The organism is Pseudomonas sp. PDM03, from assembly GCF_014852385.1.
GTDB lineage: Bacteria > Pseudomonadota > Gammaproteobacteria > Pseudomonadales > Pseudomonadaceae > Aquipseudomonas > Aquipseudomonas migulae.
Window position 1 is genome coordinate 155,182 of sequence record NZ_JACVBM010000003.1, and the last position, 17,765, is coordinate 172,946.

Sequence of the window (17,765 nt, forward strand, 5' to 3'; positions counted from 1 at the left end):
TACAGACGCCGACTCAGGCATCCACCATCGCCATCGCCTCCTCGACATCCACTGCCACCAGACGCGAGCAACCCGGTTCGTGCATCGTCACCCCCATCAATTGATCGGCCATTTCCATGGCGATCTTGTTGTGGGTGATATAGATGAACTGCACCGTCTGCGACATCTCTTTCACCAGCCGGGCGTAGCGTCCAACGTTAGCGTCATCCAGCGGCGCGTCAACTTCATCGAGCATGCAGAACGGCGCCGGATTCAACTTGAAGATCGCAAAAACCAGGGCCAATGCGGTCAGGGCTTTTTCGCCACCGGAGAGCAAATGGATGGTGCTGTTCTTCTTTCCGGGCGGTTGCGCCATGATCGTCACCCCTGTATCGAGTAGATCTTCGCCCGTCAGTTCCAAATACGCGCGTCCTCCACCGAAAACTTTTGGGAAAAGCGCCTGTAAACCGCCATTGATCTGATCAAAGGTATCCTTGAAGCGGTTGCGGGTTTCCTTGTCGATCTTGCGAATCACGTTCTCGAGGGTGTCCAGCGCCTCGACCAAATCGTCGTTCTGCGCATCCAGATAACGTTTACGCTCGGATTGTTGCTGATATTCGTCGATGGCCGCGAGGTTGATCGCGCCGAGGCGCTGAATGCGTGCGGCAATGCGTTCGAGTTCCTCTTCGGCGTCCTTCTCGCTGGCTTCGGTCGTCAGCGTGGCGAGTACGCCGTGCAGGTCGTAGCCGTCTTCCAGCAACTGATCTTCCAGGGTCTTGCGGCGCACGGTCAGGGCTTGCCATTCCATGCGCTGGGTTTCCATCTGGCCACGAATCAACTGCGATTGCTGCTCAGCCTGGTGGCGGCGTTTTTCGGCGTCACGCAATTCGCGGTCGGCGTCTTCGAGGGCAATCTGTGCGGTCTTGAGTTCTTCGTCGACAGTCATGCGCTTGTCGAGCAACTCTTCGAGCTTCAGGCGCAGCTCTTCCAGCGGCGCCTCGCCCTCCTCCAGATTGAGGCTGAGCTGTTCGCGTTTTTCGGTCAGGCGCTCGGACTGCATTTCCAGCCGCTCCAGCGCCTGACGCGTCGAGTCGTGTTGCGCCTTGAGCGAACCCAGACGCACCGCCAATTGATGCGCGTGATCCTTGTGCTGCCGGGCTTCCTGACGCACGCGATCAAGGCGCTCGCGCAAGCTGTCGCGCTGGGCCAGCAGCAGCTCACGCTGCTCGGTGTCCAGAGCCATGGCGTCGAGAGCTTCCTGCAATTGCAGGCGCGCTTCGCCGATGTTTTCGTGTTCCAGCGCACGTTGCTCGGCCAGTTCGGTGAGCTCTTCATCGAGCCGAGTACGGCGCAAGGTCAACTGCTCGACCTTGGCTTTGCCGGCGGACAACTGGGCTTTCAATTCGCCTTGCTGACGCGCTTCGTCCTGCAGCAAACGGCGCAAATGTTCGCGACCGTTTTCCTGTTGACGCTGTTGCGCCCGCAGATTCTGAAGTTGGGTTTCGAGGGTTTCGACCGTGGCCTCGCGCTCTTCGCGTTCGCTGCTCAGACGCTGGATTTCCTGGCCGCGAGCCAGCACGCCACTTTCCGCTTCGCTGGCGCGGCGCACCCGTAAAAAGTGCCGACCGACCCAGTAACCATCACGGCTGATCAGGCTCTGACCGGCGCTCAACTGACTGCGCATTGCCAAGGCTTGTTCGAGGTTTTCAACCGGCTTGACCTGCCCCAGCCACGGCGACAGATCGATCTGCGCCTCGACCTTGTCGAGCAGACTGCCTGGCACGCGCACGCCATCGCTGGCGGGGCTGAGCAATCGCAAATCGCCCTGGGCAAAACCGGCCAGGTCGAAACCGCCGAAATCGTCCACCAGCACCGCTTGCAGATCGGCGCCGAGCACGGTTTCCACCGCCAGCTCCCAACCGGCTTCAACCTTGAGGCCTTCGGCCAGGCGTGGACGGTCGGCCAAGTGTTGTTCGCGCAACCATTCAGCGGTGCCGGTGCCCGGATCGAGCGCGGCTTGCTGCAAGGCTTCAAGCGAGGCGAGACGCCCGTTGAGACGCTGCAAATCACCCTGCGCCTGTTGCTGCGCCGACAACGCTTGCTGCAATTCCTGACGCAGTTGCTCAAGTCGCTCGACCTGCGCTTCTTCGCTGGCCTGCAAGTCTTCGAGCGTGGCCTCGGAAGCGGCCAACTGCTCGCTGAGTTCCATGATCGCCGCGTCTTCCGGGTCCGCCGAAAGCAAGGCGCGCTCTTCGCCGAGGCGCTTCTGGCGATCAGCCAAACGCTCCATGCTGGTTTCCAGCTGCTGGATGCGCGACTGCTGGACTTCGGACTGGCGACGCGGCTCGGCGGCGGTCAGGTTGAACGTGTCCCACTGCTCCTGCCAGCCGTGCATGGTGGTTTCGGATTCTTCCAGCGCGGCGGCGGCTTCTTCGGCGGCGGCGCTGGTGACTTCCTGCTCCGGCGTGAGCATGTCCAGCTCTTCGCCGAGGGTCAGCAGCAACGTGCGGTCGTGGCCCAGATGCGACTCGGTTTCCAGACGCGCGCGCTCGGCTTCTTTCAGATCGTCTTGCAGCTGACGCAAGCGCTGCTGGCCGTGCTGGATGCTCTGCTCGACCCGGGCGATGTCGCCACCGACCGAATAGAAACGCCCCTGCACCAGATTGAAGCGCTCCGACAGGTCATGGTGCCCGTCGCGAAAGCGTTCGATGCTCGCGTCGGCGTTTCGCTGCTCGGCCACCAGCGCTTCGAACGTGACTTCCTGGGTGCCAATGATCGCTTCGCGTTGACCGACCTGTTCGTTCAAGGCCTGCCAGCGCAGGGCCGATAGTTGCGCCTTGAGTTGACGCTCTTCGCCCTTGTATTCCTGATACTTCTTGGCCGCTTCCGCTTGGCGGTGCAGGCGTTCAAGCTGACGCGTCAACTCTTCGCGCAGGTCCGTCAGGCGCTCCAGGTTTTCGTGGGTGCGACGAATGCGGTTTTCGGTCTCGCGCCGGCGCTCCTTGTACTTGGAGATGCCCGCCGCTTCTTCAATGAAGTTGCGCAAGTCTTCGGGTTTGGACTCGATCAGCTTGGAGATCATCCCCTGCTCGATGATCGAGTAGCTGCGCGGGCCCAGGCCGGTACCGAGGAAGATGTCGGTGATATCGCGGCGACGGCATTTGGTGCCGTTGAGGTAATAAGTGGTCTGGCTGTCGCGGGTCACTTTGCGGCGAATGGAAATTTCCGCATAGGCGGCGTATTCGCCAAGCAGCGTGCCGTCGGTGTTGTCGAACACCAGCTCGATGCTGGCCTGGCTCACCGGTTTGCGGCTGGTCGAACCGTTGAAGATGACGTCGGTCATCGACTCGCCGCGCAAGTTCTTGGCCGAGCTCTCGCCCATCACCCAGCGCACGGCGTCGATGATGTTCGATTTGCCGCAGCCATTGGGCCCGACCACCGCCGCCATGTTACTGGGGAAGTTCACCGTGGTCGGATCGACGAAGGATTTGAACCCCGCCAGCTTGATGCACTTGAGCCGCACGCTTAAGCGTCCGTCAGGGCAGAAATCACCAGATCGCAACTGCGCTGGCAATACGCGGTCAGCACGGTGCGAATCAGCGCATGGTCACGGGCGATCACGGCCGCGAGCAAGCGTTCGAACAGTTCCAGATACTCGCTCATCGAGGCCTTGCGCTGCTCCAGGGCGAGGAAATACGCACGGCTCATGGCCGGTTGCAGATTCTCGACGGTTTCCTGCAAGTACGGGTTGTTGGCAAACCCGTACGTGGCGCGCATCACATTGAAACTGTCGTCGACGAAGGCATGGATGTCCTGGCGCTCGTAGCTCGCGGTCAGGCGCTGCTGGATCTGCACGAACGGCGCCAGGTCGGCCTGGACTTGCCAGCCAGTGGCCACGGCATTAGCGAGCAGGATGTACATCTCGCCCATCAGCGTGCACAGGCTCTGCACCTTGTGCACGGTGAGTTCGGTCACATGCGCGCCGCGTCGCGGCAGGATCGCGATCAGGTGGCGACGCTCGAGGATCAGCAAGGCTTCGCGGACCGAGCCGCGGCTGACATTGAGGGCCAGCGTGACCTTCTGTTCCTGGATGCGCTCCCCGGGCTTCATTTCGCCACGAATGATGCGTTCGGCGAGGTGGTGAGCAATTTGCTCGGCGAGGCTGTCCGGCGCCTTGAACGTCATGGGTGTCCTTCAAATTCTTCGATCTGTACAAGCGGCGCAGTGTAGCGCACATGAGGGGTCATGGCGGAGTGCCCACTCGGCGGTTTTTGGCACGAATCCCGCAAAAAGCAGGCTAACCCGCAAGGGTCAATAATGAAGGAACGAGTCGTTGATCGACAAAATGCTATTTCCTGACCTTTAAGTCAGAAAATCATTGACCGCAAAGTCAGACCTGATAAATTCGGTCCAAGTCGGTTAACAACAATAATGAGTCTGCGAGGCCTTCCGTGATCCAGTTTTTACTTAACCAGGAACTCCGTAGCGAGCACGCCCTGGACCCAAACCTGACCGTGCTCAATTATCTGCGCGACCATGTGGGCAAACCCGGCACCAAAGAAGGTTGCGCCAGCGGTGACTGCGGCGCGTGTACCGTGGTGGTGGGCGAGTTGCAAACGGATGACGATGGCCGCGAACACATTCGCTATCGCAGCCTCAACTCGTGCCTGACGTTCGTTTCGTCGCTGCATGGCAAACAACTGATCAGCGTCGAAGACCTCAAGCACCAAGGCGAACTGCACAGCGTGCAGAAAGCCATGGTCGAGTGCCACGGCTCGCAATGCGGCTTCTGCACCCCCGGTTTCGTGATGTCGCTGTTCGCGCTGCAAAAGAACAGCGAACAACCGGATTCGCATAAAGCGCACGAAGCACTGGCCGGCAACCTCTGCCGTTGCACCGGCTATCGGCCGATTCTGCAAGCCGCCGAGCAATCCTGCTGCGGCAAGCAACCCGATCAATTCGACGCTCGAGAAGCCGAGACCATTGCTCGTCTGAAGGCCATCGCGCCAACCGATATCGGCGAACTCAACAGCGGCGACAAGCGCTGCCTGGTGCCGCTGACCGTCGCCGATCTGGCCGACCTCTACGACGCTTATCCACAGGCCCGGCTGCTGGCCGGCGGAACGGACCTGGCGCTGGAAGTCACGCAATTCCACCGCACGCTGCCGGTGATGATTTACGTCGGCAACGTCGCCGAGATGAAGCGCATCGAACGTTTTGACGATCGCCTGGAAATCGGCGCCGCCACCGCCCTTTCCGATTGCTATGAAGCCTTGAACGCCGAGTACCCGGACTTCGGCGAATTGCTGCATCGCTTCGCTTCGTTGCAGATCCGCAACCAGGGCACCCTCGGCGGCAACATTGGCAACGCCTCGCCGATCGGTGACTCACCACCACTGCTGATCGCCTTGGGTGCGCAGATTGTGCTGTGCAAGGGCGAAACCCGCCGCACGATGGCCCTGGAAGATTATTTCATCGATTACCGCGTCACCGCGCGTCAGGAAAGCGAGTTCATCGAGAAGATCATCGTGCCGCGTGCCAGCGCCGAACAACTGTTCCGTGCGTACAAGGTTTCCAAGCGTCTGGACGATGACATTTCCGCCGTTTGCGCCGCCTTCAACATCCGCCTGGAAAACGGTGTGATCGCCGACGCACGCGTTGCCTTCGGCGGCATGGCTGCCATCCCGAAACGCGCCGCCAATTGCGAAGCCGTATTACTCGGTTCACCGTTCAACAACGCCACCGTCGAACGCGCCTGCGCTGCACTGGCCGAAGATTTCACGCCGCTCTCGGACTTCCGCGCCAGCAAGGAATACCGCCTGCTCAGCGCGCAAAACCTGCTGCGCAAATACTTCATTGAACTGCAAACGCCGCACATCGAGACTCGGGTGACCGCTTATGTCTAATCATCACGCTGTAGAGAAGACCCAAGCCGAACTGGCTGAACTGTTCGCCAAGGACCTGACCACCGGCGTCGGCCGCAGCGTCAAGCACGACAGCGCCGCCAAGCATGTGTCCGGTGAGGCGCAGTACATCGACGACCGCCTGGAGTTTCCGAACCAGCTGCACGTTTACGCACGGCTGTCGGACCGCGCCCACGCGAAAATCATCAGCATCGACACCAAGCCTTGCTACGCCTTCGAAGGCGTGCGCATCGCCATCACCCACGAAGACGTTCCGGGGCTGAAAGACATCGGCCCGCTGATGCCCGGTGATCCGTTGCTGGCCATCGACACCGTGCAGTTCGTCGGTCAGGTGGTATTGGCCGTTGCCGCTCGTGACTTGGAGACCGCACGCAAAGCCGCCATGGCCGCAGTGATCGAATACGAAGACCTGGAACCGGTGCTGGACGTGGTCGAGGCCTTTCGCAAAAAGCATTTCGTGCTGGACAGTCACACCCATGAACGCGGTGATTCAGCGGGCGCGTTGACGACAGCGAAAAATCGTATCCAGGGCACGCTGCACATTGGCGGCCAGGAGCACTTCTACCTCGAAACGCAGATTTCGTCGGTGATGCCCACTGAAGACGGCGGGATGATCGTCTACTGCTCCACGCAAAACCCCACCGAAGTACAGAAACTGGTGGCGGAAGTACTGGACGTGTCGATGAACAAAATCGTCGTCGACATGCGCCGCATGGGCGGTGGTTTTGGTGGTAAGGAAACCCAGGCAGCGAGCCCGGCCTGCCTGTGCGCGGTGATTGCGCACCTGACCGGCCAACCGACCAAAATGCGCTTGCCGCGTGTCGAAGACATGCTGATGACCGGCAAGCGTCACCCGTTCTATGTCGAGTACGACGTGGGCTTTGACGACAGCGGGCGCCTGCACGGCATCCAGCTGGAACTGGCGGGTAACTGCGGCTGCTCGCCGGACCTGTCGAACTCGATTGTCGACCGTGCGATGTTCCACGCCGACAACTCGTACTACCTCGGCGATGCAACCATCAACGGTCACCGCTGCAAGACCAACACCGCGTCGAACACCGCTTACCGTGGCTTCGGCGGCCCGCAAGGCATGGTCGCCATCGAAGAAGTGATGGACGCGATTGCCCGGCATCTGGCCCTCGACCCGCTGGCGGTGCGCAAGGCCAACTACTACGGCAAGACCGAACGCAACGTCACCCATTACTACCAGACCGTCGAGCACAACATGCTCGAGGAAATGACCGCCGAACTGGAAGAAAGCAGCCAGTACGCCGAGCGCCGCGAAGCGATTCGCCGCTACAACGCCAACAGCCCGATCCTGAAAAAAGGCCTGGCGCTGACCCCGGTGAAATTCGGTATTTCCTTCACCGCCAGTTTCCTCAACCAGGCCGGTGCGCTGGTGCACGTCTACACCGACGGCAGCATCCACCTGAACCACGGTGGCACGGAAATGGGCCAGGGCTTGAACACCAAAGTCGCGCAGGTCGTGGCCGAAGTGTTCCAGGTGGAAATGGACCGCGTGCAGATCACCGCGACCAACACCGACAAGGTGCCGAACACCTCGCCGACCGCCGCGTCCAGCGGTGCTGACCTGAACGGTAAAGCCGCGCAAAACGCGGCGGAAATCATCAAGAAACGCCTGGTGGAATTTGCTGCGCGCCAGTACAAGGTCAGCGAAGAAGACGTGGAATTCCACAACGGTCACGTACGGGTTCGCGATCACATCCTGACGTTCGAAGCGCTGATTCAGCAGGCGTATTTCGCTCAGGTGTCGTTGTCGAGCACCGGCTTCTACAAGACGCCGAAAATCTTCTACGACCGCAGCCAGGCACGTGGTCGGCCGTTCTACTACTACGCGTTCGGCGCGGCGTGCTGCGAAGTGATCGTCGATACGCTGACCGGCGAGTACAAAATGCTGCGCACCGACATTCTCCACGACGTCGGCGCCTCGCTGAACCCGGCCATCGACATCGGTCAGGTCGAGGGCGGTTTCATCCAGGGCATGGGCTGGCTGACCATGGAAGAATTGGTCTGGAATGCCAAGGGCAAACTGATGACCAACGGCCCGGCGAGCTACAAGATTCCGGCGGTGGCCGACATGCCGCTGGACCTGCGGGTGAAGCTGGTGGAAAACCGCAAGAACCCGGAAGACACGGTGTTCCATTCCAAGGCTGTGGGCGAGCCGCCGTTCATGCTCGGCATCGCGTCGTGGTGTGCGATCAAGGACGCTGTGGCGAGTCTGGGTGATTACAAACATCAACCGAAAATCGATGCGCCGGCGACGCCGGAGCGGGTGTTGTGGGGCTGTGAGCAGATGCGGCAGTTGAAGGCGGCGAAGGCCGTCGAAACCGAAACCGAGTTGGCTTCGCTCTAAGACCGAGGCGCGGCCAATCGCTAGCAGGCTAGCTCCCACAGGGGAATGCGATCAACTGTGGGAGCTAGCCTGCTAGCGATGAGGCCCGGATAGACAACACAGATGTCGAGGTGAAACATGTACAACTGGATCGACGCCCTCGCCGACCTGCAAAACCGCGGTGAACCCTGCGTGTTGGTGACCATCATCGAAGAGCTCGGCTCGACGCCGCGCAATGCCGGTTCGAAAATGGTCATCAGCGCCAGCCAGACCTTCGACACCATCGGAGGCGGGCATCTGGAATACAAGGCCATGCAGATCGGCCGCGAGATGCTCGCCAGCGGCAAACAGGACACGCACCTGGAGCGCTTCAGCCTCGGCGCCAGCCTCGGCCAGTGCTGCGGCGGCGTGACCGTGCTGCTGTTCGAACCGATGGGCCAGGTCCAGGCGCAGATCGCCGTGTTCGGCGCCGGCCATGTCGGTCGCGCACTGGTGCCGCTGCTCGCCAGCCTGCCCTGCCGGGTGCGCTGGATCGATTCGCGGGAAGATGAATTCCCTGAACAGATCCCCCACGGCGTACGCAAAATCGTCGCCGAAGAACCGGTGGATGAAATCGACGACCTGCCCGCCGGCAGCTACTGCATCGTCATGACCCACAATCATCAGCTCGACCTTGAACTCACCGCTGCGATCCTCAAGCGCAACGACTTCGCCTACTTCGGCCTGATCGGTTCGAAAACCAAACGGGTGAAGTTCGAACATCGCCTGCGCGACCGTGGTTTTGACAGCAGCGTGCTGCAACGCATGCGCTGCCCGATGGGCATCGGCGAAGTCAAAGGCAAATTGCCTGTGGAAATCGCCATCTCCATCGCCGGCGAAATCATCGCCACCTATAACGCGAATTTCGGCCAGCACACCGCCAGCGCCGGATCGTCGATTGCCAAATTGCTGCCTGCTTCACGCCGCAGCCAAGCCTCTAATTGAGAACGCCCATGCCTCTGACTCGCAAAGCCTACCGCGCCGCCATCCTGCACAGCATCGCCGACCCCGCTGAAGTGGGGATCGAAGCCTCGTACGAGTATTTCGAAGACGGCTTGCTGGTGGTCGATAACGGCCAGATCAGTGCCCTCGGTCACGCCAGCGAATTGCTGCCAACCCTGCCCGCCGATATCGAGATCACTCATTATCAGGACGCGCTGATCACCCCCGGTTTCATCGACACCCACATCCATTTGCCGCAAACCGGCATGGTCGGTGCGTACGGCGAGCAGTTGCTGGACTGGCTCAACACCTACACCTTCCCGTGTGAAAGCCAGTTCGCCGACAAGACTCACGCCGACGAAGTCGCAGATATTTTCATCAAGGAACTGCTGCGCAACGGCACCACCACTGCGCTGGTGTTCGGCAGCGTGCACCCGCAATCGGTGAATTCGTTCTTCGAAGCGGCTGAACAGCTGGACCTGCGGATGATCGCCGGCAAGGTGATGATGGACCGCAACGCGCCGGACTACCTGACCGACACCGCCGAATCCAGCTATGTCGAAAGCAAGGCGCTGATCGAGCGCTGGCACGGCAAGGGTCGCTTGCACTACGCCGTGACGCCGCGCTTCGCCCCGACCAGCACCCCGGAACAACTGACCCTCGCCGGTCAGTTGCTGAGTGAATATCCGGACCTGTACATGCAGACCCACATCAGCGAAAACCTCAAGGAAATCGAGTGGGTCAAGGAACTGTTCCCGGAGCGCAAAGGCTACCTCGACGTCTACGATCACTACCAGTTGCTCGGCGAGCGCTCGGTGTTCGCCCACGGTGTGCACCTGTGCGATGACGAATGCGCGCGATTGGCAGAAACCGGCTCGGCCATCTCGTTCTGCCCGACTTCGAACTTCTTCCTCGGCAGCGGCCTGTTCAACCTGCCGATGGCCGAGAAGCACAAACTCAATGTCGGCATCGGCACCGATGTGGGTGGCGGCACTAGTTTCTCGCTGCTGCAAACATTGAACGAGGCGTACAAGGTCATGCAACTGCAAGGGGCGCGGCTGAGCCCGTTCAAATCGTTGTACCTGGCGACGCTGGGCGGCGCACGGGCACTGCGGTTGGAAGACAAGATCGGCACACTGCAGCCGGGCACCGACGCGGACTTCCTGGTACTGGATTACAACGCCACGCCGTTGCTGAGCTACCGCTTGAAGCAGGCGAACAACATTGCCGAGACATTGTTTGTGTTGATGACGCTGGGGGATGACCGGACGGTATTGCAGACGTATGCGGCGGGGAATCAGGTGCATCAGCGATAAGGTTTTTCGGGCATAAAAAAATCCCCTGGCGGCGTTTGCCCCAGGGGATTTTTATTGCCTGTTCTGCCGCCATCGCTGGCAAGCCAGCGATGGGCGCGACTCGGTCTATCAGATTTTCGCCGGCGAACGGCCTGGCTTCTTGGTCTGCAACAAATGCGAGAACACCGCATGCAAATCATCCGACGCGCTTTCTTCGTCAAGGTTGAGCTTGCTGTCGATGTGGTCCATGTGATGCATCATCAGGTTCACCGCCAGCTCACCGTTGCGCGCTTCGATCGCGTCGATCAGTTGGGTGTGTTCGTCGTAGGAACAGTGCGAACGGTTGCCGCTTTCGTATTGCGCGATGATCAACGAAGTCTGGGACACCAGGCTGCGCTGGAAGCTGATCAGCGGTGCATTCTTCGCTGCTTCGGCCAGTTTCAGGTGGAATTCGCCCGACAGACGAATGCCGGCACCGCGATCGCCACGGGAGAAGCTGTCGCGCTCGTCGTTGACCATCTGCCGCAACTCGGCGATTTGCTCGGCGGTGGCGTGCTGCACGGCCAGTTCAGTGATCGCGCGCTCGACCAGACGCCGGGCGAGGAACACCTGGCGCGCTTCCTCGACACTCGGGCTGGCAACCACGGCGCCGCGATTCGGCCGCAACAGCACGACGCCTTCATGGGCCAGGCGCGACAGCGCGCGGCGAATGATGGTGCGACTGACCCCGAAAATTTCCCCCAGCGCTTCTTCGCTCAACTTGGTGCCGGGCGCCAGGCGCTGTTCGAGGATGGCCTCGAAGATATGCGCGTAGACAATATCGTCCTGGGTACCGCTGCGGCCGGCTTTGCCTGCTCGCGGTTGTTTCTTGAGGGGTTGCAACTGTTCGTTCATGGGCACTCGAGTCGGGAGAACTGCGGCGAATTGACCGTGACTGTAATACGGCACAGTGGGTCGCTGGCAAGTATCGCGTAAAAAACACCGCGATTGTACACAATGGATGGTGGCAACACGACTGTACGGCTGTTTGTCGCCTTTGCTGTATCGCAACGATTGCTTACGTTTGAGTTTAGGCTTATCCGCAGAATCCGCAGCGAATACGCTCCCCTGTAGGAGCCGGCTTGCTGGCGATGGCGTGTCAGACACATTGATGCTGACTGACACACCATCGCCAGCAAGCCGGCTCCTACAAGGGATTGTGTTGCTTTGGGTATTTTCGTACGTATTAAGGAACACCGTTGTCATGAACGACGCCACGCACACGCAGCTCCGCCCATTGGCGGACACGTCCCCTTCCGCCGTCGTCGCCGGGTTCATCGCGATGATGACCGGCTACACCAGCTCCCTGGTGTTGATGTTCCAGGCCGGGCAAGCGGCAGGCCTGAGCAGCGGGCAGATTTCGTCGTGGATCTGGGCGATTTCCATTGGCATGGCGGTGTGTTCGATTGGCCTGTCCCTGCGTTATCGCACGCCGATCACCATCGCATGGTCGACACCCGGCGCGGCGTTGCTGATCACCAGCCTGGGCGGTGTGAGTTATGGCGAAGCCATTGGCGCCTACATGACCTGTGCGGTGCTGGTGACCGTTTGTGGTTTGACCGGCAGCTTCGAACGCCTGGTGAAGAAGATTCCAGCCTCATTGGCCGCCGCGTTGCTGGCCGGGATTCTGTTCAAGATCGGCAGCGAAATCTTCGTCGCCGCCCAACATCGCACCGCGCTGGTGCTGGGGATGTTTTTCACCTACCTGGTGGTCAAGCGCCTGTCGCCGCGCTACGCGGTACTCGCTGCACTGCTGATCGGTACGGCGCTGTCAGGGATCATGGGGCTGCTGGATTTCAGCGCGTTTCACCTGGAAGTGGCGACGCCGGTCTGGACCACGCCGCACTTCTCCCTGGCCGCGACCATCAGCATCGGTATTCCGTTGTTTGTGGTGGCGATGACCTCGCAGAACATGCCGGGCATTGCGGTGCTGCGCGCCGACGGTTACACCGTGCCGGCCTCGCCGCTGATTACTACGACGGGCATCGCCTCGCTGCTGCTGGCGCCGTTCGGTTCCCACGGGATCAACCTGGCCGCCATCAGCGCGGCGATCTGCACCGGGCCGCATGCCCACGAAGACCGCAACAAGCGTTACACGGCCGCCGTGTGGTGCGGGGTTTTCTACGGGATTGCCGGGGTATTCGGCGCGACGCTGGCGGCGCTGTTTGCCGCGCTGCCCAAAGAACTGGTGCTGTCGATTGCGGCGCTGGCGTTGTTCGGCTCGATCATCAATGGCTTGAGCATTGCCATGGCCGAAGTGAAGGAACGCGAAGCGGCGCTGATCACCTTTATGGTCACGGCGTCGGGGTTGACGCTGTTTTCCGTGGGTTCGGCGTTCTGGGGGATTGTGGCGGGGGTGTTGACGCTGGTGATTCTGAATTGGCGCAAGGCTGCTTGATACACACCGTCCCCTGTAGGAGCGAGCCTGCTCGCGATGGACGTTAACGATTACGTGGGGATTCTGATACCCCGAGGTGCTCTGAAGTCCATTGCGAGCAGGCTCGCTCCTACAGGGGGGCGATGACTTTCTGACTGGCATAAAAAAACGGCGACCCTTGGGTCGCCGCTTCTTTTATGACATCAAGCTACCGGATTGATCGGCTTTTCCGGGTACCAGACGTCGATCAGCGGGCTGACGGTCACTTCAGTCAGTTCGCTGCGGCCTTTGAGCCAGGCTTCAACAGCTGCACGCTGCTCTTCGGACACCGAGCCACGTTTCTGCAGGCAAACCAGACCGAAGTCGTCGCCGCCAACATAGCCCAGACCGTTGGCTTCCATGGCTTCTTTCAGGAACGCGTCGAGGAAAGCATCAATGGCTTCATCAGCCAAATCTTCTTTGAAATCCAGGTTCAGCTCGAAACCCAGCTCTTGAAATTCATCGACGCACAGTTTTTTGCGCAGACGCTGGGAACGGTTAGTCGCCATTGGAACAATCCTCATAAGTAATAACGGGCGGCACTTTAGCAGTTTAAGCCGCCAATTGCCCGACTCTCTGGGCGCAACGCGTTACCGCCGGTAAAAAAATAGCGGATTAGAAGGCGCGGGCACGGCACAAGCCGCTACACCTTGGGGCATAATGCCGACACTTTCATGACCACTGAGGGAAATTATCTTCATGCCCTCGTCTTTTTCCCCCTCGGCTGTAGGGTTTTATTTCAGATGATCAAATCTTTGCGTCCACTGCTGCTGGCCAGTCTTCTTCTCCCGCTGGCCCTCCCCGTTTCCGCCGCCACCATCAACACCGCGCTGTCGCCCAACGTCGAAAAAGCCCTCAAGGCCAGCAAGCTGCAGGACAACGCCCTGTCGCTGGTGATGATCCCGCTCAACGGTCCTGGCACCCCGACCATTTTCAACGCTGACGTCTCGGTCAACCCGGCGTCCACCATGAAACTGGTGACCACCTATGCAGCGCTGGAAATGCTCGGCCCGAACCACCAGTGGAAAACCGAGTTCTACACCGACGGCACCCTCAGTGGCGGCATTCTCAACGGCAACCTCTACCTCAAGGGTGGCGGCGATCCGAAGCTGAACATGGAAAAACTCTGGCTGCTGATGCGCGATCTGCGGGCCAACGGCGTGACACAAGTCACCGGCGACCTGGTGCTGGATCGTGGCTTCTTCGTGCAACCGCAACTGCCGGAGTTCAACGATGACGGCAATGACGAGAACAAACCGTTCCTGGTCAAACCCGATTCGCTGCTGGTCAACCTCAAGGCCCTGCGCTTCGTCGCGCGCAACGACAACGGCCGCGTGCTGATCTCGGTAGAGCCGCCGATTGCCAGCATCCGCATCGAAAACCAGGTCAAGGCCGTCAACGGCAAGCAATGCACCGGTGGCGTGCGTTACAACCCGGTGACCCAGGCCGACGGCAGCGTCACCGTGACCGTCGGCGGGCAATTGGGCGATGGCTGCAGCTCGCAGACTTACCTGTCGCTGCTCGACCACGCAACGTACACCGCCGGTGCCGTCCGGGCGATCTGGAAGGAACTGGGCGGCAGCATTCAGGGCAAGGACGTTCTGGCGGCCACGCCGAAAGACGCCAAGGTCCTGGCTCGCGCCTTCTCGCCGGACCTGGCGGAAGTCATCCGCGACATCAATAAATACAGCAACAACACCATGGCGCAGCAGCTGTTCCTGAGCCTGGGCCAGAAATTCCGCACCGACGCCGACGCCGATGACGCCAAAGCGGCCCAGCGCGTGGTGCGTCAGTGGCTGGCGAAGAAAGGCATTACCGCGCCGCACCTGGTGATGGAAAACGGTTCCGGCCTGTCCCGCGCAGAACGCGTGAGCGCCCGTGAAATGGCGGCGATGCTGCAAGCCGCGTGGCATAGCCCGTACGCTGCCGAGTTCATCAGTTCGATGCCGATTGCCGGCACCGACGGCACCATGCGCAAACGCCTGAAGACCACCGCGATGCGCGGCGAAGCCCACGTCAAGACCGGCACCCTGAACACCGTGCGCGCGATCTCCGGCTTCAGCCGCGACGTCAATGGCAACACCTGGGCGGTGGTGGCGATCCTCAACGACAAGGCCCCGTTTGGCGCATCGTCGGTGCTGGATCAGGTGCTGCTGGACCTGTATCGCCAGCCGAAACTGCCTGATACCGCTTCAGTGTTGTAAGCACACCTCAAATCCAATGTGGGAGCTAGCCTGCTAGCGATAGCGGTGTGTCAGTCGGCACATGTATTGACTGACACACCGCTATCGCTAGCAGGCTAGCTCCCACAGGGGTTGTGTGTAGCCCTGACTTAACCCAACTCGCCCTGAACCCGATCCCGTCCCGCCTGTTTCGCCGCATACACCCCCGAGTCCGCCCGCAACAGCAGCGCATCCGCGCCTTCGTCGACACGCCAACTGGCAATGCCGAAACTCGCCGTGACGACCCCGACATCGTCGATCGGTGAACTGCGCAAGCCCTGCCACAACTCCAGCGCCAGCCCATAGGCTTGTTCGCCATCGATGTCCGGGCAGAGCACCATGAACTCTTCACCGCCCAGGCGACAGAACACATCGGTGCGACGCAGGCGATTGCCGATGCGCTCGCACACCGCCTGCAACACCCGATCGCCCACGGCGTGGCCATGCTGGTCATTGATGCGTTTGAAATGGTCGATGTCGAGCATGATCACCGACAACTCGCCGCCACCGCGTTCCACACGAACCATCTCGGTGGTCAGGCGTTCCTGGAAGTAGCGCCGATTGTGGATCCCGGTCAGCGAGTCGGTGATCGACAGCGCCCGCAGCTCTTCTTCGACACGCTTGAGGTCGGAGATGTCCGAGATGTAACCATGCCAGAGCACGCCACCGCCGGGCAGTTCCTCCGGGGTCGCTTCGCCACGGACCCAGCGCACCCCCCGCGTTGGCAACTGCACGCGGTACTCTTCGCGCCACGGGCTGAGCGTGTCCGCCGACGCCCGGATCGAAGCGCGGACCCGGGTGGTGTCCTGGGGGTGAATCCGGGTGAAAATCGCTTCGGCATTGAGCAACAAGACATCCGGCTCGAGCTCGTAGATATCGCGGATACCATCGCTGGCGTAGATCACACTGAAGCGCCCGTCGAACTCCATCTTGAACTGATAGATCCCACCGGGCACATGGGCGCTGAGTTTCTTCAAGAGCAAATCCCGAGCAGCAAGCGCCTCGTACACGCGCTTACGCTCGGTGACGTCGATGCAAATCGCCAGGTGCCCGACCCACAAACCTTGCTCGTCGAGCACCGGGGTCGCCAGCATGTTCACCGTCAACTGGCTGCCATCGCCACGCACCAGCGTCCACTCCCGCGCCTCGTGACCGCCCTCCTCGCCCCCCTCGACCAACATCGCCTGGCATGTCGGAATCGGTTTGCCATAACGTGCACTCAACTCGGCCGAACGCGCGGCAAGTTCCCGGGGCAGGTGCAGGTTTTCCAGGGTCATGTGCCCCACCACTTCCACGTTTGAGTAGCCGAGCATCTGCTCCGCTCCGGCGTTGAACGTGCTGATGACGCCGCGCAGGTCGGTGGCGATGATCGCCACCTGGGTCGCGGCATTCAATACGCCACGCAGCTGACCATGGGTACCGCGCAGTTCCTGCTCACGGGCGCGCAACTCCTGGGTCCGCTGCTCGACCATTTTCAGCGCGCGTTGACGCTGACTGACCAACACATAAAGCAGCGAGCTGAGCAGCAGACTGAGCAACCCACCCAGCACCACAAGGCTGCTGACCGAAGAGTGGTTGGCTTGCAGGAAGGCCTCGCTGGGCTGGATGTCGACCTGATAGTCATGGTCGGCCAGCCGCAGCAGCCGGGTCGCGGACAACTCACTGACGGCAGGGCCGTTGGGCGATTCGTAAAGCACTTCGTGCTGTTCTTCGATGGACAGGTCGAGGATTCGCACTGACAGATAATCACGGCCCGCTTCCGGCAAGCCATCGGCCAGCAACTGCCGCATGCTGATCACCGCCATCACATAACCGTAAGGTTTCGTGTCTGGACTTTTGCGTGGCATGACCGGCGCCACCAGCAACACGCCCCGTGCATAAGCCGGCTCGATAGCGACAAGATGCATCGGCTGCGACACCGCCATCTGGCCATGCTGGTCCGCCCGGTCCAGGGTGGCACGGCGCAGGGGCTGCGCGGCCAGGTCGTAACCCAACGGTGAGCCGAGCTTGCTCTGGGTCTGGCTGTACAGCACCGCGACATACTCATCGCGCTCCGCCGCCAATTGCAGCTGACCGTCGGCATTGAGCTCACGAATGTTGAAATCGGGTACCCCTTCTTTCCGCACCCGACGCTCAAACTCCGCCCGCTCGGCACGGCTGACCCGCAGGGCGAACGAATAGGCCTGAGTCCGGTGCAGCAAAGGTTGGGTGTAACCGTCGAATTCCTCGCGGGCAACCGAAGCGGAATTGACAAAGAACCGGCGCAGGCCATCGAGGCGCTGCTCCTGATCTTCGAAGCGTTCTTCGATACGGCTGTAACGTTCACTGGCCAGCAGTTGGAAACGTTGCCGCAATTGTTGGTGAAACAGATTCAGGGTCGACCAGGCGAGCAACCCGGTGAGAACCCCGCCGACGACCAATACAAACAGCGCGACCAGCCGGGCCGAGACGTCTTCACTGATAAAACCCAGGATCTTTGGGCGCACGGCGTGCAACGACATAGAGGCAACTCAAAACGCCAGGTGCCGGAAAAGCCCATTGGCCATGCGATGAGTT

11 protein-coding genes are annotated in these 17,765 nt (G+C 60.7%); 6 read left to right on the forward strand and 5 right to left on the reverse strand.

Annotated elements, in window-relative coordinates; genetic code table 11:
• Positions 1–13: 13 nt before the first annotated feature.
• Complete coding sequence (gene smc / locus IB254_RS07575) at positions 14–3,502, reverse strand: chromosome segregation protein SMC (RefSeq protein WP_192416911.1); 3,489 nt, start codon at positions 3,500–3,502, stop codon at positions 14–16.
• Between the two features lie 2 nt (positions 3,503–3,504).
• On the reverse strand, positions 3,505–4,164 hold the full coding sequence (locus tag IB254_RS07580; RefSeq protein ID WP_192226244.1) for a GntR family transcriptional regulator: 660 nt from the start codon (positions 4,162–4,164) through the stop codon (positions 3,505–3,507).
• A gap of 266 nt (positions 4,165–4,430) precedes the next feature.
• Between IB254_RS07580 and xdhA the strand changes: the two genes are divergently transcribed.
• The 4 genes from xdhA (at position 4,431) to guaD (ending at position 10,553) form a co-directional block, all read left to right on the forward strand.
• Positions 4,431–5,885 (forward strand): xanthine dehydrogenase small subunit, encoded by a 1,455-nt coding sequence (gene xdhA / locus IB254_RS07585; RefSeq protein ID WP_192416912.1) that lies wholly within the window; start codon positions 4,431–4,433, stop codon positions 5,883–5,885.
• On the forward strand, positions 5,878–8,277 hold the full coding sequence (xdhB, locus tag IB254_RS07590; protein ID WP_192416913.1) for a xanthine dehydrogenase molybdopterin binding subunit: 2,400 nt from the start codon (positions 5,878–5,880) through the stop codon (positions 8,275–8,277). The genes xdhA and xdhB overlap by 8 nt, the downstream gene beginning before the upstream one ends.
• Positions 8,278–8,394: 117 nt before the next feature.
• Entirely contained in the window at positions 8,395–9,240 is an 846-nt protein-coding gene (xdhC, locus tag IB254_RS07595) for a xanthine dehydrogenase accessory protein XdhC (RefSeq protein WP_008027370.1), read from the forward strand.
• A gap of 8 nt (positions 9,241–9,248) precedes the next feature.
• Complete coding sequence (guaD, locus tag IB254_RS07600; protein ID WP_008027372.1) at positions 9,249–10,553, forward strand: guanine deaminase; 1,305 nt, start codon at positions 9,249–9,251, stop codon at positions 10,551–10,553.
• Between the two features lie 108 nt (positions 10,554–10,661).
• Here the strand turns inward: guaD and IB254_RS07605 are convergent, their stop codons facing one another.
• A complete protein-coding gene (locus IB254_RS07605; RefSeq protein WP_008027375.1) occupies positions 10,662–11,426 on the reverse strand; it encodes a GntR family transcriptional regulator in 765 nt (254 codons plus the stop codon).
• Positions 11,427–11,775: 349 nt separating this feature from the next.
• Between IB254_RS07605 and IB254_RS07610 the strand changes: the two genes are divergently transcribed.
• Positions 11,776–12,969 carry a benzoate/H(+) symporter BenE family transporter gene (locus IB254_RS07610; protein ID WP_192416914.1) on the forward strand — a complete coding sequence of 398 codons (1,194 nt, stop codon included), beginning with the start codon at positions 11,776–11,778 and terminating at the stop codon, positions 12,967–12,969.
• A gap of 182 nt (positions 12,970–13,151) precedes the next feature.
• Here IB254_RS07610 and IB254_RS07615 read toward each other — a convergent pair whose 3' ends face one another.
• Positions 13,152–13,496: a YggL family protein gene (locus tag IB254_RS07615; RefSeq protein ID WP_008027379.1), complete on the reverse strand. Its 345-nt coding sequence runs from the start codon at positions 13,494–13,496 to the stop codon at positions 13,152–13,154.
• A gap of 234 nt (positions 13,497–13,730) precedes the next feature.
• Between IB254_RS07615 and dacB the strand changes: the two genes are divergently transcribed.
• Positions 13,731–15,191, forward strand: a complete 1,461-nt coding sequence (dacB, locus tag IB254_RS07620; protein ID WP_192416915.1) for a D-alanyl-D-alanine carboxypeptidase/D-alanyl-D-alanine-endopeptidase — start codon at positions 13,731–13,733, stop codon at positions 15,189–15,191.
• Positions 15,192–15,319: 128 nt separating this feature from the next.
• Here the strand turns inward: dacB and IB254_RS07625 are convergent, their stop codons facing one another.
• Positions 15,320–17,710, reverse strand: coding sequence for a GGDEF domain-containing protein (locus IB254_RS07625; RefSeq protein ID WP_192416916.1), 2,391 nt, complete (start codon positions 17,708–17,710; stop codon positions 15,320–15,322).
• Positions 17,711–17,765 lie beyond the last annotated feature (55 nt).

Bases quoted from the DNA above. Each gene is read 5' to 3' on its own strand.
- xdhB (WP_192416913.1), top strand. From the start codon at position 5,878: ATGTCTAATCATCACGCTGTAGAGAAGACCCAAGCCGAACTGGCTGAA.
- IB254_RS07580 (WP_192226244.1), bottom strand. From the start codon at position 4,164: ATGACGTTCAAGGCGCCGGACAGCCTCGCCGAGCAAATTGCTCACCAC.
- dacB (WP_192416915.1), top strand. From the start codon at position 13,731: ATGATCAAATCTTTGCGTCCACTGCTGCTGGCCAGTCTTCTTCTCCCG.
- guaD (WP_008027372.1), top strand. From the start codon at position 9,249: ATGCCTCTGACTCGCAAAGCCTACCGCGCCGCCATCCTGCACAGCATC.
- IB254_RS07615 (WP_008027379.1), bottom strand. From the start codon at position 13,496: ATGGCGACTAACCGTTCCCAGCGTCTGCGCAAAAAACTGTGCGTCGAT.
- xdhC (WP_008027370.1), top strand. From the start codon at position 8,395: ATGTACAACTGGATCGACGCCCTCGCCGACCTGCAAAACCGCGGTGAA.
- IB254_RS07625 (WP_192416916.1), bottom strand. From the start codon at position 17,710: ATGTCGTTGCACGCCGTGCGCCCAAAGATCCTGGGTTTTATCAGTGAA.
- IB254_RS07605 (WP_008027375.1), bottom strand. From the start codon at position 11,426: ATGAACGAACAGTTGCAACCCCTCAAGAAACAACCGCGAGCAGGCAAA.
- IB254_RS07610 (WP_192416914.1), top strand. From the start codon at position 11,776: ATGAACGACGCCACGCACACGCAGCTCCGCCCATTGGCGGACACGTCC.